This is a genomic window from Rhodoferax sp. BAB1 (assembly GCF_013334205.1).
GTDB lineage: Bacteria > Pseudomonadota > Gammaproteobacteria > Burkholderiales > Burkholderiaceae_C > Hylemonella.
In genome coordinates, this window is the sequence record NZ_CP054424.1 from 812,231 (window position 1) to 826,748 (window position 14,518).

General features: G+C 65.6%; 12 protein-coding genes. 4 read left to right on the plus strand and 8 right to left on the minus strand.

What is annotated here, in order from left to right; all coding sequences use genetic code 11:
• Positions 1-129 precede the first annotated feature (129 nt).
• The 3 genes from HTY51_RS03985 to HTY51_RS03995 all read left to right on the plus strand — a co-directional run bounded on the left by HTY51_RS03985 (position 130) and on the right by HTY51_RS03995 (position 4,705).
• On the plus strand, positions 130-354 hold the full coding sequence (locus tag HTY51_RS03985) for a hypothetical protein (RefSeq protein WP_174251514.1): 225 nt from the start codon (positions 130-132) through the stop codon (positions 352-354).
• 72 nt (positions 355-426) lie between these two features.
• On the plus strand, positions 427-2,247 hold the full coding sequence (locus HTY51_RS03990; RefSeq protein ID WP_174251515.1) for a hybrid sensor histidine kinase/response regulator: 1,821 nt from the start codon (positions 427-429) through the stop codon (positions 2,245-2,247).
• 61 nt (positions 2,248-2,308) lie between these two features.
• A complete protein-coding gene (locus tag HTY51_RS03995) occupies positions 2,309-4,705 on the plus strand; it encodes a UvrD-helicase domain-containing protein (RefSeq protein WP_174251516.1) in 2,397 nt (798 codons plus the stop codon).
• 85 nt (positions 4,706-4,790) lie between these two features.
• On the opposite strand, the gene HTY51_RS04000 is transcribed toward HTY51_RS03995, so the two are convergent.
• The 6 genes from HTY51_RS04000 to HTY51_RS04025 form a co-directional block, all read right to left on the minus strand.
• Complete coding sequence (locus HTY51_RS04000; RefSeq protein WP_174251517.1) at positions 4,791-5,198, minus strand: hypothetical protein; 408 nt, start codon at positions 5,196-5,198, stop codon at positions 4,791-4,793.
• Positions 5,195-6,130: a ParA family protein gene (locus tag HTY51_RS04005; RefSeq protein WP_174251518.1), complete on the minus strand. Its 936-nt coding sequence runs from the start codon at positions 6,128-6,130 to the stop codon at positions 5,195-5,197. Before HTY51_RS04005 ends, HTY51_RS04000 begins: the two co-directional genes overlap by 4 nt.
• Positions 6,131-6,231: 101 nt before the next feature.
• Positions 6,232-6,945 (minus strand): YebC/PmpR family DNA-binding transcriptional regulator, encoded by a 714-nt coding sequence (locus tag HTY51_RS04010; RefSeq protein ID WP_174251519.1) that lies wholly within the window; start codon positions 6,943-6,945, stop codon positions 6,232-6,234.
• A gap of 46 nt (positions 6,946-6,991) precedes the next feature.
• A complete protein-coding gene (locus HTY51_RS04015) occupies positions 6,992-7,804 on the minus strand; it encodes a BPSS1780 family membrane protein (RefSeq protein WP_174251520.1) in 813 nt (270 codons plus the stop codon).
• A complete protein-coding gene (locus HTY51_RS04020; RefSeq protein ID WP_174251521.1) occupies positions 7,801-8,787 on the minus strand; it encodes a homoserine kinase in 987 nt (328 codons plus the stop codon). The genes HTY51_RS04015 and HTY51_RS04020 overlap by 4 nt, the downstream gene beginning before the upstream one ends.
• 4 nt (positions 8,788-8,791) lie before the next feature.
• Entirely contained in the window at positions 8,792-9,127 is a 336-nt protein-coding gene (locus HTY51_RS04025) for a hypothetical protein (protein WP_174251522.1), read from the minus strand.
• Between the two features lie 74 nt (positions 9,128-9,201).
• Between HTY51_RS04025 and polA the strand changes: the two genes are divergently transcribed.
• Positions 9,202-11,985 (plus strand): DNA polymerase I, encoded by a 2,784-nt coding sequence (polA, locus tag HTY51_RS04030; RefSeq protein WP_174251523.1) that lies wholly within the window; start codon positions 9,202-9,204, stop codon positions 11,983-11,985.
• A 24-nt stretch (positions 11,986-12,009) separates the two neighbouring features.
• Here the strand turns inward: polA and HTY51_RS04035 are convergent, their stop codons facing one another.
• Positions 12,010-13,338 (minus strand): 3-oxoacyl-ACP reductase, encoded by a 1,329-nt coding sequence (locus HTY51_RS04035; RefSeq protein ID WP_174251524.1) that lies wholly within the window; start codon positions 13,336-13,338, stop codon positions 12,010-12,012.
• A gap of 63 nt (positions 13,339-13,401) precedes the next feature.
• Entirely contained in the window at positions 13,402-14,382 is a 981-nt protein-coding gene (locus tag HTY51_RS04040; protein ID WP_174251525.1) for a tripartite tricarboxylate transporter substrate binding protein, read from the minus strand.
• Between the last annotated feature and the right edge of the window lie 136 nt (positions 14,383-14,518).

Genomic DNA, 14,518 nt, shown 5'->3' on the forward strand with positions numbered 1-14,518 from the left:
GGAAGTCCCTGAGGCCGCCGGGCTGCTGGTCGCAGATTGCGCTACTACACTCGAAACCTGGGAAGCAAAAGGGGCTGCGGCCCCTTTTGCTTGTGTAGCGATAAAACAAGACCAGAGACAGCCACCAGCATGCAAGCCGAGGAGTACCTGATCGCCAGCCGTGCCATCCACATCGAACTGGAGCGGCTGGCCCAGCGTCTCATGGAGCTGGCCCGCTTCCGCTGCGCCGAGCCTTCGAACCAGGCCTTCCTCAACCTGATGGCGCGGCAGGCCGAACTGCTGGAAGAGCTGACGCAAATGCACGACCAGGTTTCGTCCAGGTTGCGGAACTCGTCGCGTATGCCGCTGGGCTGAAAGGGCGCAACACGGGTGCCGGTCCTGGCTGGATCCGGCAACGCTGGTTCTGCACCTTACACCGATGTCTGTATGAATGTTCTCGATCCCCGCTCGATCATCGTGATCAGCGCAGTGTTGGCGGTGGTCACGCTGGTCATCCTGATTTCCTTGCGCCGTAACGCCTCCCACACGATCAAGGGGATCGGCGAATGGGTGGCCGCATTCACGGCGGGAATTTTGGTAGCGGTTCTGCTGGTTTCCCGGGAGAGCCTGCACCCTGTCGTGGGTCATGCGTTGGCCAACACCATCCTTGTCATGATGGTGATGCTTTTTGATCTTGGTCTCAGGAAGTTCTACGGCAAAACGATCAGTTTCACACCGTTGCTGCTCGTCGGCGCTGCCCTGCTGGCCGCCCTGGCTTTTATCTGGTTCGCTGGCTACAGCGCCCGTGTGCGCCTGACGCTGGTGACATCGGCCCTGTTGTGTGTTTTTGCGTTTGCCTTCTGGAATCTGCTGCGGAATGCCTCTGGCACATTTGGCGAGCGCATCACTGAGTTCGCCTTGGTGGTGCCCGTGCTGGGGATCGGGCTTCGACTGTTGACTGCGGGTGACATCGGCCCGAATCCTCCACTCTTCCAGGCCACGCCGGTCCAGTCCTTCTACCTGGCGTCCCTGGGGGCCGGCATCCTGTCCGCCGGGGTCGGTTTCATCCTGATGGTGAACGAGCGCACCCGGGCGGAGCTTGAAAAGCTGGCACGCAGCCTGGAGCAGACCACGCAGGAGCTGCGCCAGCAGAACGAGGCCAAATCCAAATTCCTGGCCTACGCCGGGCACGACATCCGCCAGCCGCTGCAGACCATCCATCTGCTGCTGGCCGGGCTGATGGAGTCCGGCCTGGATGCCAGGCAGGGCCAGACGGCCCGTTCCATCGAAGCGGCCGTCCACGCGCTGACCGAGTTGCTGGATGCGCTGCTGGACCTCTCCAAGCTGGATGCCGGTGCCATCAAGCCCAGTTTGCGCCCGCTTGACGTGGACGGTCTGCTGGCCCGGCTGGTGCAGGAATTCACGCCGCAGGCTTGTGCCCAGGGCCTGCGCCTGAGGCTGCGCCTGCCCGCCGCCGAGACCACGGTGCTGACCGACGCCCAGCTGCTGGCCTCGGTGCTGCGCAACCTGATCGCCAACGCCATCAAGTACACCCGGGCCGGCGGTGTGCTGGTGTCGGCACGCCGTATGGGGCAGGGGCTGAAGGTGCAGGTGTGGGACACCGGCATCGGCATTCCCGAGGCGCATCTTGCGCATGTGTTCGAGGAGTACTACCAGGTCGACAACCCGCAGCGCGACCGCCGCCGGGGGCTGGGCCTGGGCCTGTCCATCGTCAGCCGGATCTCGGCGCTGCTGCACCTGCGGCTGGCCTGCCGCTCCCGTGTCGGCAGGGGCACGGTGATGGAGATCGTGCTGCCCCTGGCCAGCGGGCGGCCAGCCGTACCCGCGCCGGCGCAGGCCGAGCCGGCGGGCTTGCATCTCTCGGGCGCCAGCATCGTGCTGGTGGAAGACACCGCCGATGTCGCTGCGGCCCTGGTCGCATGGCTGCAGGCCCAGGGGGCGCAGGTCAGGCATCACCGCACGGCCGAAGACGCCCTCGCGGACCCCGGCACGCTGGCGGCGGATATCGTCCTGAGCGACCAGCGCCTGCCCGGCCCCTTGTCCGGCCTGGATTTCCTCAATCGCCTGCGGGCACGTGCGCCCCGGGAGGTGCAGGGGGCGCTGCTGACCGGCGACACTTCCAGCCAGTTCATCGAACAGGTCGCCGCCAGCGGCTGGCCCATCCTGTTCAAGCCGGTCCATCCCCGCGAACTCAAGGCCCTGCTCAAGTGGCTGCGCGAGTCGGCGGCGCAGCCCGATCTGGCCTGAACGGTCGGCCTGGCGCAGCGCTGAATCCGGGTCGGCCGGGGCGGCTTCCTACAATGGCGGTATGTCCTCTGTCCTGCCGCCTTCCGGTTCTACGTCTTCCCTGTTCCCCGCGCCCACCGAGTCGCCGCTGCTGGCCAGCCTGAACCCCGAGCAGCGGGCCGCCGTGGCCCTGCCGCCCGAGCCCGCGCTGATCCTGGCCGGGGCCGGTTCCGGCAAGACCCGTGTGCTCACCACGCGCATCGCCTGGCTGCTGCAGACGGGCCAGGTCTCGCCCGGCGGCCTGCTGGCCGTGACCTTTACCAACAAGGCGGCGCGCGAGATGATGACGCGCCTGCAGTCCATGCTGCCGGTCAACGTGCGCGGCATGTGGATCGGCACCTTCCACGGCCTGTGCAACCGTCTGCTGCGCGCGCACCACCGCACAGTGGGCCTGCCGGCCACGTTCCAGATCCTGGACACGCAGGACCAGCTCAGCGCCATCAAGCGCCTGTGCAAGCAGTTCAACGTGGACGAGGAGCGTTTCCCCCCGAAGCAGCTGGCCTGGTTCATCGGCGGCTGCAAGGAAGACGGCCTGCGCCCGAACATGGTAGAGGCCAGCGACCCCGACACGCGCAAGAAGGTCGAGATATACCAGCTCTATGAAGACCAGTGCCAGCGCGAAGGCGTGGTGGACTTCGGTGAACTGCTGCTGCGCAGCTACGAGCTGCTGCGCGACCACGACGCCGTGCGCGAGCACTACCAGCGGCGCTTCCGCCACATCCTGATCGACGAGTTCCAGGACACCAACAAGCTGCAGTACGCCTGGATCAAGCTGCTGGCGGGCTTCAGCCCGGCCGGCACGCTGCGTGAGGACGGCGGCGCCGGCGCCGTGCTGGCCGTGGGCGACGACGACCAGAGCATCTACGCCTTTCGCGGCGCGCGCGTGGGCAATATGGCCGACTTCGTGCGCGAGTTCCATGTGCAGCACCAGATCAAGCTGGAGCAGAACTACCGCAGCCACAGCAACATCCTGGACACGGCCAACGCCCTGATCAGCCACAACAAGCACCGCCTGGGCAAGAACCTGCGCACCGACCAGGGCGCGGGCGAACCCGTGCGCGTCTACGAGGCGGTGAGCGACTTCGCCGAGGCGCAGTGGATGATCGACGAGATGAAACAGCTCGTCCGCGAAGGGACGAACCGCAAGGAGATCGCCGTGCTCTACCGCAGCAATGCGCAGAGCCGGGTGATCGAGACCGCGCTGTTCAACGCCGGCCTGCCCTACCGTGTGTATGGCGGTCTGCGCTTCTTCGAACGCGCCGAGATCAAGCACGCCCTGGCCTACTTGCGCCTGCTGGAGAACCCGAACGACGACACCAGCTTCATGCGGGTGGTGAACTTCCCGCCGCGCGGCATCGGCGCGCGCTCCATCGAGCAGCTGCAGGACGCCGCCCGCAGCGCCGGCTGTTCCCTGCACGATGCGGTGAGCGCCCTGCCGGGCAAGGCCGGCGCCAATCTGGGCGCCTTCGTGGCCAAGATCGACGTGCTGCGCGAGCAGACCCAGGGCCTGACCCTGCGCGAGATCATCGAACTCGTGCTGCAGCACAGCGGCCTGGTCGAGCATTACCAGGCCGAACGCGAAGGCGCCGACCGCATCGAGAACCTGGAAGAACTGGTCACCGCGGCCGAGAGTTTTGTGAGCATCGAAGGCTTTGGCCGCGAGGCCGAGGCCATGAAGGCCGCCGGGGAGACCACCGCGCTGGTGCCGGCCGAACCCGGCGCCCCGGACGAGAGCGGCGAAGTGTTGTCGCCGCTCGCCGCCTTCCTCACCCACGCTGCTCTGGAGGCTGGTGACAATCAGGCGCAAGAGGGGCAGGAAGCCGTGCAACTGATGACTGTGCACGCCAGCAAGGGCCTGGAGTTCGACGTGGTTTTCATCACGGGCATGGAAGAGGGCCTGTTCCCGCATGAGAACTCCATGAGCGACTTCGACGGCCTGGAGGAGGAGCGTCGCCTCATGTACGTGGCCATCACCCGCGCGCGCAATCGTCTCTACCTGAGCCACTCTCAGACGCGCATGCTGCACGGTCAGACCCGTTACCACATCCGCAGCCGCTTCTTTGACGAGCTGCCCGAGGAAACGCTGAAGTGGATCACCCCGAAGAACCAGGGTTTCGGCAGCGGCTTCGCGCCGCCGGCCTCAGGCTACAACCGCCAGCGTGAAGGCTGGAGCGAGGGCTGGAAGGGCGGCAACTACAACCGCGACACGGGCAGCAGCCCGGCCCCGGTGCCGTCCAAGGCGCAGGAAGCGTCCACCGGCCTGAAGCTTGGCATGCGGGTCTTCCACAACAAGTTCGGAGAGGGCACGGTGCTGACACTGGAAGGCAGCGGGGACGATGCGCGCGCGCAGATCAACTTCCCGCGCCACGGCACCAAGTGGCTGGCACTGTCAGTGGCGAAGCTCACGCCGGTGACTTGAAGGCTTAGTTGCTGGTCAGTAGTTGCTGATTGCATGCCCCCGACCTAAATTAAACGCTGTTGGATCAAGGAGCGGCGGCTTACATTTAATTAGGCCCGCCAGTAGTGCCTTGGATAGCTTGTGAGCGAATTCTGGCGCCGACAGTGGCTTCGACGATCTTGTCTCTCAGGTCTTCGACTTTATCTTGGCGAATGATTGGAATGTCGAGCTTTCTGGCAATCATCTCCAATGCCTTTTTGGACGAAAACTTCGAGTCCAAGAGCGCTTGTGCATCCTGGCGGTTAGATAAAGCCGTAATCTGTGCAATTGCCTCTTCTGCGGAAGTGTCGAGCGAGAGGTGACTCGGTTCATCCTTCGCTCGCCGTCGAATTACTTTGAGCTCGACTGAGTACTGTGGGTCCGATAGCTTCTTTAGTTCATCCTCGGAAAGCGCGCCGAGGGCCTCAGTTAGTCTCTTGAAGACGAGCAATATGTTGTTTTCTGTTTTGTTCATAGCTCACCCTCGTCGAGTGCTTTCTCAAACTCGGATACAAAGTCTTCAATCTCCGTAACTACGTCGGAGTGCGTGCCTGAAGAATAGTGGTTAAGAACAACCGGCCGAAGATTCTGTGGGGCGTCAGCAAATATTGTCTTGTTCTCTCGGAAAAAGCTGTCGAACGCCTTAACTCCAAGGCGACGAGTTTGTGATATGAATTGCCTTTGTGCGGCAATTGGTTGGCCACTCGTAATCTGGATCATTGTAAAAACGACACCCAAGATGTCCGGCGAAATCGTATCTGTGTCGGAATCGAGTTCTGCGTACTCGTTGAATTCCTTTACCAGATCGTTCACGCTACGATGAAGATAGTCAATGCCCAGGGTTGACAGGTAGTCAGGCTTTGCGGGAACAAGGATCTTTTCCGCGGCAACGATTGCATTCTTTGTGACGATATTGAAGTTTGGTGGGCAGTCAATCAACACAATGTCGTAATCTGCAGAGTCCGTCAGTTCTTTAATTGCCGCACGCAGCTTTCCATGAACCTTAATATAGTTGCGCTTGGCTTGTTGCAGGTTTACGCCACCGAGCAACGTGGCAAGTTCCAAATCTACGTTGATTAGCCCCAAGTGCGAACATATCAAATCGATTCGACCGCCTCTCTCCTTGACCACTCCATTTGCACTAGGGGGTGTAATCACGAATGAGTTCAAGCTAGGTGGTTCTGAGCCCTGGCTCACGGCGTCAAACCAAGACTTGATGGTCTTTGAGTCTTTGTAATCGGTGTCCCACTTATCAGGAGCGACAAAGGAGAACGTCAGACTAGCTTGCGCGTCTGTGTCTATCAGCAGGACTTTCTTCCCCCGGAAGGCAAGCTCTGCAGCCAGATTGGAGGTTACGGTCGTTTTGCCGACTCCTCCCTTGTAGTTGATCACAGCAACGATATCCATGACTTCTCCCTGAAGCGATTGATAGATGAAGGGACTCTAATTGATCTTGGCCCTCCTGCGGGAGGTAGTTGCTGGAAGGCTGCTACTCAAGACCGGAAGACTCAGCTCCCCAACCCCACAAACATGTTCTGCACGTCGTCGTTGGCATCGATGGCCGCCAGAAAGGCTTCCACCTCTTCCAGCTGCTCCGCGCTCAGGCTGGTGGGGTCCACCGGGTTCTTGGGCTTGTAGCCCAGCTTGGCGGACAGTACGGTGAAACCCTGGGCCGGCAGCGCACGGCTCACCAGGTCCAGGTCGGCGGCGTCGGTGATGAAGGTGGTGACACCGTCTTCACCGGCGGCTTCGAAGTCCTGCGCGCCGGCTTCGATGGCGGCCAGTTCCGGGTCGGCACCGGCGGCGGCGGGTTCGGCCTCGATCAGGCCCACGTGGTCGAAGTCCCAGGCCACCGAGCCGGAGGTGCCCAGCTGGCCCTTGCGGAAGAGCACGCGCATCTCGGGGGCGGTGCGGTTCACGTTGTCGGTCAGGCATTCCACCATCACGGGCACGCGGTGCGGGGCAAAGCCTTCGTACATCACGTGCTCGAAATTCACGGCATCACCTCCGATGCCGGCGCCTTTCTTGATGGCGCGTTCCAGCGTGTCCTTGGGCATGGAAACCTTGCGCGCCTGTTCCACGACCAGGCGCAGGCGCGAGTTCAGCGCGGGGTCGGCCCCACCGCGCGCCGCGACCATGATTTCCTTGGCCAGTTTGCCGAAGAGCTTGCCCCGGGCATCTGCGGCCTGAGCCTTGCCTTTTGCTTTCCACTGCGCGCCCATATGCGATTTCCTTGGTGTGACGGCGCCGCCGGGCGCCGGGTTTGGTTCAGGGGGTGGCTGCGGGCCCGTCGTCGGGGGCCGGTGCCGGGGCTTCGTCGTCGGTGACGAAGCTGTCGTGGAAGGTGAACCACATCGAGCTGAAGAACATGGCGGCCAGCAGCATGGCGGTGGGGAACATCAGCGTGTTCATCAGGCCGGGCTGGCCCAGGGTGATGGTGACGATCATGACGAGTACCCCCACCGCAAAGAACAGGCCCAGCCAGCTCAGCACGTACAGCGCAAAGGCGCCGAAGTTGCGCTTGCAGGCCACGAAGCTGAAGAACACGCTCTTGCCCGGTGTGATGCCGTGCCAGTGCACCAGGGCCGGGGCGTGCCAGAACATCATGGAGAAGGGCAGGTACAGGGCCATGGCCACCCACATGGCGTTCTGGAAGGCGGCCGACTGCAGCAGCTCGGGCGTGAGTGCGCCGCCCACCAGGTACATGCGGGCAAAGGCGCCGCCGTCGATCAGGGCCGAGGCGCCCAGCACGAGCAGGAAACCCGTGGCATACATGGCCCCCAGCAGCAGCATGGCACGCGCCTGCGGGCGACCGGCGCGAAAGGCGGTGAACAGGACGGAGGGCATGGGGAAGCGGCCCTGGGCTGCCTCGCGCGTGGCGGCCATCAGGCCCAAGGTGGCTGCCGGCAGCAGCACCAGCGCTAGCACGCTGCCCACATAAGGAATCAGGCTGGCCACCGAGACCAGCGAGATGAACATGAAAAACAGGCCGGCCAGCGCCAGCGGCTGGCGCCAGAAGGTGCGCACACCGGCGCGGGCCCAGTCGAAACCGGCGCGAGCGGGGACGATGTTGAGTTTCATGCCGGGGCCATTTCCAGGTCGGCCATGTGCAGCGGGTGCAACACGCGCAGTCTTAGCACGCGCTCGAAGTGCGTGGGGTCGTGCGGCTGCAGCATGCTGGCTTCGCGCGGCAGGTGGAAGTCCCACAGGCGCGAGATCCAGAAGCGCAGGGCACCGGCGCGCAACAGGGCTGGCAGCAGCTCGCGCTCGGCGGCGGTGAGTGGGCGCACGGACGCATAGGCCTGCACAAAGGCGGCGCTGCGTTCCAGGTCCGTTCCGCCGGTGGCCAGGTGGATGCACCAGTCGTTCAGGCAGACGGCCAGGTCGAACAGCCAGGTGTCGATGCCGGCGAAATAGAAGTCGAAGAAGCCGCTGAGTTCGGGCGCGTCGGCCGGGCCGTCGAACATGACGTTGTCGCGGAACAGGTCGGCGTGGATGGGGCCGCGCGGCAGGGCCGTGTAGGCGGACGAGGCGGCCACGTGGTTCTGGTAGGCCAGTTCGCTGCGCAGCAAGGCGGCCTGCTCGGCATCGATATGCGGCAGCACCAGGGGCACGGTCTCGTTCCACCAGGCCAGGCCGCGCAGATTGGGCTGGCGGCGGCTGTAGTCCTGCCCGGCCAGGTGCATGCGGGCCAGCATGCCGCCCACCGCCGCGCAATGGGCCGGCGTGGGGCTGAGCTCGCTTTTGCCGCGCAGGCGGTTCACCACGGCGGCCGGTTTGTCCTTGAGCCGGTGCAGGATGTCACCGTCGCGGTTCGCGGCCGGGTCCGGCACCGGGATGCCCTGCAGCGCCAGGTGCTTCATCAGGTGCAGGTAGAAGGGCAGCTGCTCGAAGGACAGGCGCTCGAACAGGGTCAGCACGTACTCGCCCTGGTCGGTGGTGGCGAAGTAGTTGGTGTTCTCGATGCCACCCTGGATGCCGCGCAGTTCCTGCAGCTGGCCGAGCTTGAGGTCCTGCAGCAGGGCGCTGGCCTCGTCGAAAGAGACTTCGGTAAAGACAGCCATCGGATCAGTACTTGAAGATGTTCCACCCGCCGGAGCCGCTGCGTTCGCGGTCGGTGCTGGCGGGATTGCGGTTATTGCTTTCGGGCGGGACCTGGTAAGCCGGCGCATCCCCCTTGGGGCTCACGGTGATGCTTTTGCTCTCGCCGCCCACGCGCAGTTCGTCGATGCGCGTGCTCGCATCCTCATGGCGGATGCGCTCGATCTTCTGTTCGGTCCCGGCGGTGGGGGGCGGGACGCCGTCGCGCGGCAGCGGGGCCGGCGTCTGGGCCAGGGCGGCGGTGGCGACCAGGCCGCACAGGGCCACCAGCAGTTGGGAAAAACGGGGGAGGGCGGCGGGCATCCCGCAATTGTAGAGGGCGCCGCTGCAGGGCCCGGGCGCAGGCACAATCAGCGTCTGCCCTACGGATCCTGCTCATGAGCGACAAGAAAACCCTGCTGCTGGTCGATGGTTCCAGCTACCTGTACCGCGCCTTCCACGCCATGCCGGACCTGCGCGCCGTGCCGGGGGACCCGACCAGCCCGCCCACCGGCGCCATCCGCGGCATGATCAACATGCTGCAGAGCCTGCGCAAGGAAGTGCCCGCCGACTACGCGGTCTGCGTGTTCGACGCCAAGGGCCCGACCTTCCGCGACGAAATCTACCCCGAATACAAGGCCCAGCGCTCGCCCATGCCCGACGAACTGCGCGCGCAGATCGAGCCCATCCACGAGGTGGTGCGCCTGATGGGCTGGAAGGTGCTGGACGTGCCGGGTGTGGAGGCCGACGACGTGATCGGCACCCTGGCCGTGGCCGGCGCGAGCCACGAGGTGGAAGTCATCATCAGCAGCGGCGACAAGGACCTGGCCCAGCTGGTCACGCCCCACATCACCATCGTCGACACCATGAACGGCAAGCGCCGCGATGTGGCCGGGGTGGAGGCCGAGTTCGGCGTGCCGCCGCGCCTGATGGTCGATTTCCAGACCCTGGTGGGTGACGCCGTGGACAACGTACCCGGTGTGCAGAAGGTCGGCCCCAAGACCGCTGCCAAGTGGCTGCAGGAATACGGCTCGCTGGACAACATCGTGGCCAACGCCGACGCCATCAAGGGCGCGGCCGGCGAGAACCTGAAGAAGGCGCTGGACTGGCTGCCCACCGGCCGCCAGCTGCTGACCATCAAGACCGACTGCGACCTCAACGGCTGGGTGCCCGGTCTACCGGCGCTGGACGCCGTGGCCGTGGGCGAACCCGACACGGCGGCGCTGAAAGACTTCTACGAGAAATACGGCTTCAAGGGCCTGGCGCGTTCGCTCGGAGGCGAGACAGCGCCCGTGCCGGCGGCCAAGACCACGGCCGCCGACGACAGCAACCCCGGTTTGTTCGACGAACCGGCCGCGCCGGTGGCCCCGCGCGTGAGCCAGCTCAAGTACGACACCATCCTCGACTGGGACAGCTTCGAGCGCTGGCTGCAGAAAGTGCAGGCCGCCGAGCTGGTGGCCGTGGACACCGAGACCACCTCGCTGGACGAGATGGTGGCCGAGGTCGTGGGCATTTCCTTCAGCGTGGTGCCCGGCGAGGCGGCCTACATCCCGCTCAGGCACGACTACCCCGACGCGCCCGCGCAGCTGCCGCGCGACGAGGTGCTGGCGAAGTTGAAGCCCTGGCTGGAAAACCCCGCGCACAAGAAGCTGGGCCAGCACGTCAAGTACGACCGCCATGTGCTGGCCAACCACGGCATCGAGGTGCGGGGTTACGCGCACGACACCATGCTGCAGAGTTATGTGCTGGAAGTGCACAAGCCGCATGGCCTGGCCAGCCTGGCCGAACGCCACCTGGGGCGCAGCGGCATCAATTTTGAGGACCTCTGCGGCAAGGGCGCCAAGCAGATTCCCTTCAGCCAGGTTGCGATCGACAAGGCAGCCGAATACTCCTGTGAAGACTCGGACCAGACCCTGGACGTGCACCGCGTGCTGTGGCCGCAGCTGCAGGCCGACGAGAAGCTGAAGTTCATCTACGAACTGGAGATGGCCAGTTCGGAGACGCTGTACCGCATCGAACGCAACGGCGTGCTGATCGACGCACCGACGCTGGCCAACCAGAGCCACCAGCTGGGCCAGCGCATCCTGCAGCTCGAACAGGAAGCGTACGAACTCGCGGGGCAGCCCTTCAACCTCGGCAGCCCGAAGCAGATCGGCGAGATCTTCTTCACCAAGCTGGGCTTGCCCATCGTGAAGAAGACCGCCACCGGCGCGCCCAGCACCGACGAAGAAGTGCTGGAGAAACTGGCCGAAGACTTCCCCCTGCCGGCCAAGATCCTGGAGCACCGCGGCCTGTCCAAGCTCAAGGGCACCTACACCGACAAGCTGGCGCAGCTGGCGCATCCGCGCACCGGCCGTGTGCACACGCATTACGCCCAGGCCGTGGCCGTGACGGGGCGTCTGTCCAGCAACGACCCCAATCTGCAGAACATCCCCATCCGCACACCCGAGGGCCGGCGCGTGCGCGAGGCCTTTGTGGCCCCGCCCGGTTGTGTGATCGCCAGCGCCGACTACTCGCAGATCGAGCTGCGCATCATGGCCCACATCAGCGGTGACGCTGCGCTCCTGCTGGCCTTCCACGACGGCATGGACGTGCACCGCGCCACCGCGGCCGAGGTCTTCGGTGTGCCCACCAGCCAGGTCAGCAGCGAACAGCGCCGTTACGCCAAGGTCATCAACTTCGGCCTGATCTACGGCATGAGCGCCTACGGCCTGGCCAAGAGCCTGGGCATCGACAACACCGCGGCCAAGAACTACATCGAGCGCTACTTCGACCGCTACCCCGGCGTGAAGCGCTACATGGACGAGACGCGTCAGCAGGCCAAGGCGCGTGGTTATGTGGAAACCGTCTTCGGCCGCCGCCTCTACCTGCCCGAGATCAACTCCCCCAACGGCCCGCGCCGCAGCGGCGCCGAACGCGCCGCCATCAACGCGCCCATGCAGGGCACGGCAGCCGACCTCATCAAGCTCAGCATGAACAAGGTGCAGGAAGTGCTCGACGCCGAAGGTCGCAAGACCAGGATGATCATGCAGGTGCACGACGAACTGGTCTTCGAAGTGCCCGAGGCCGAGGTGGACTGGCTGCGCCACGAGATCCCGAAGATCATGGCCGGCGTGGCCCAGCTCAAGGTGCCGCTGCTGGCCGAGGTGGGGGTGGGGCCGAACTGGGACAAGGCGCACTGAGCCTGCGCCAAACGGCGCGAGGTTTTATGCGCCCAGCAGCGACAAACCGCACACCCGCAGCACCTGCCCGTTGACGGCCCCGGCATCGGGCCGCGCGAGGAAGGCGATGGCCTCGGCCACGTCTTCGGGCAGGCCACCCTGTTGCAGGGCGTTCAGGCGCCGGCCGGCTTCGCGCACCATGAGCTGCATCTTGCGTGTCATCGCCGTTTCGATGAAACCCGGCGCCACGGCGTTGATGGTGCCGCCCGAGCCTTGCAGCTCAGCGGCGCGGGCACGCACGTAGCCGATCAGGCCGGCCTTGCTGGCCGCGTAGTTGGTCTGGCCCGCGTTGCCGGCGATGCCGCTGATCGAGGCCAGGCAGACTTCACGCAGGCCGGGGCGCAGTGCAGTCGCCGCATCGAGCGCGGCGTCGATGGCCAGGATGGCTTGCAGGTTCACGGCCAGCACGCCGTTCCATTCGGTGTCCGACATGCGGCCGAGGGTGCGGTCGCGGGTGATGCCGGCGTTGTGCACCAGGATGTCCAGGCCCCCGCGGGCGCGGACGGCTTCGACGAAACGGGCGGGTGCTTCGGGCGCCGTGATGTCCAGCGCCAGGGCCGTGCCGCCGAGTTCCTGTGCCAGTGCGTTCAGTGGTGTGCGTGCAGCTTCCATGTCGACGCAGATCACGTGTGCGCCATCGGCCGCCAGACGCCGTGCCGTGGCCGCGCCGATGCCGCCGGCCGCGCCTGTGACCAGGGCCGTCTGGCCCAGAAGCGCGGGCTGGGTGAGGGTGGTGATCGCCGTGGCCGGTGCCTGCAGGCGCAACACCTGGCCCGAGACATAGGCCGAGCGCGGGGTGCCGAAGAAATCCAGCAGCGGGGCGAGTGCCGGCACATCGAGGCCCGCAGGCAGTTGCAGCAGGTTGGCCGTGGCGCCGCGGCGCCCGATCTCCTTGGCCAGCGAGCGCACGAAACCTTCCACGGCGGCCACGGCGGCGGTGGCCTGTGTGCCGACCGGCTGTGCGGGGACGAGCACCAGCACACGGGCGCCGGGGGCCAGGCGGCTGATGGTCTGCTGCAGTGGTGTACGGAGCTGGCCCAACTGGGCCGGGGTGTTCAGTTCGCTCAGGTCGAGCAGCACGAGGTCCGGCGCATCGGCGGCGTCCAGCACGGCGCCCTGGCCTTGCAGCCAGTTGCGTAGCGCTGGTGGGGCCGTGCCGTCCAGGCAGCTCAGCAGGACCCGGCGCCCCGCAAGTTCACGCGCTTCGTAAGCGGTGCTGCGGCGCGGCAGCGGCTTGGGCTGGGGCAGGCCCAGCAGGCGCACGAGCGGTGCTGTCCAGCGGTGATTGGCGAGTTGCAGCAGGCGGTCGGTCATGGGGCTCAGGCGTCAGCACAAAAGCTGCCGATCCTAAGGGATGGCCGACCGCGGACCGGGCGACTACTCCTCGATCTTGAGCTTGGTGTCCTTGACCAGTCGCGTCCACTTGTCGACCTCGGTGACGAGGAATTCGCGGAACTGCTGCGGCGACAGCTGGGTCGGCTCGACCGCCAGATCGCCCAGGCGCTGTTTCATCTCGGGTTGCGCCAGCGCATCGTTGAGCGCCTTGTTCAGCCTGGCCACTACATCGTCGGGGGTCTTGGCGGGCGCACACAGGCCCCACCACTGGATGGCGCTGAAACCGGGGAAGCCGAGTTCGGCGATGGTCGGCACCTCGGGCAGCAGCGGGTCGCGCTTGGGCGAGGCCACGGCCAGCGCGCGCAGCTTGCCCGCGCGGATCTGAGGCAGGGCCGCCGTCAGGCTGGGGAACATGGCGTCGACCTGGCCGGCGAGCAGGTCCTGCATGGCCGGGGCTGCGCCCTTGTAGGGAATGTGCACCAGGTCCACCTTGGCCTGGTTCTCCAGGTACTCCATGATGAGGTGCGTGGCCGAGCCGCTGCCGGCCGAGGAGAAGTTGAGCTTGCCGGGGTTGGCGCGGGCCTGCGCCAGGAAGTCCTGGAAATTCTTCGCGGGGTTCTTCTCGCCCACGACCAGCACGTTCGCGGTCTGCCCCATCATGCCCACGGGGGCGAAGTCGGCAATCGGGTCGTAGCGGATCTTCAGCACCGCCGGGTTGGTGCTGTGGGTGGCCACATAACACTGCATGAGGGTGTAGCCGTCGGGCGCGGCGCGCGCCACGTCCATGGCGGCGATGGTGCCCGAGCCCCCGGCCTTGTTCTCGATGACGAACTGCACGCCCAGGCTCTGCCCCATTTTTTCGGACACCATGCGCGCCACCTTGTCGGCACCGCCGCCGGCAGCCACGGGCACCACGATGCGGATGGGCTTGGCGGGGAAGGCCGCCTGGGACCAGGCGGCCCCGGAAACGACGAGCAGGGACAGCAGGGTGGCGATGCGGGTGAAGGCGGGGCGATGGCTCATGGTCGGGTGGGGCTGCAGGGTTGGGACCTTGCCATCCTAGGGGGCGAGACATCCCGCCAGCCATGTGAAAACCCTAAACCGGGGCGATGCGCCGTGAGACCAGCGCAGGGGCGGGCCCTGAGTTGGCGTCGGGCCG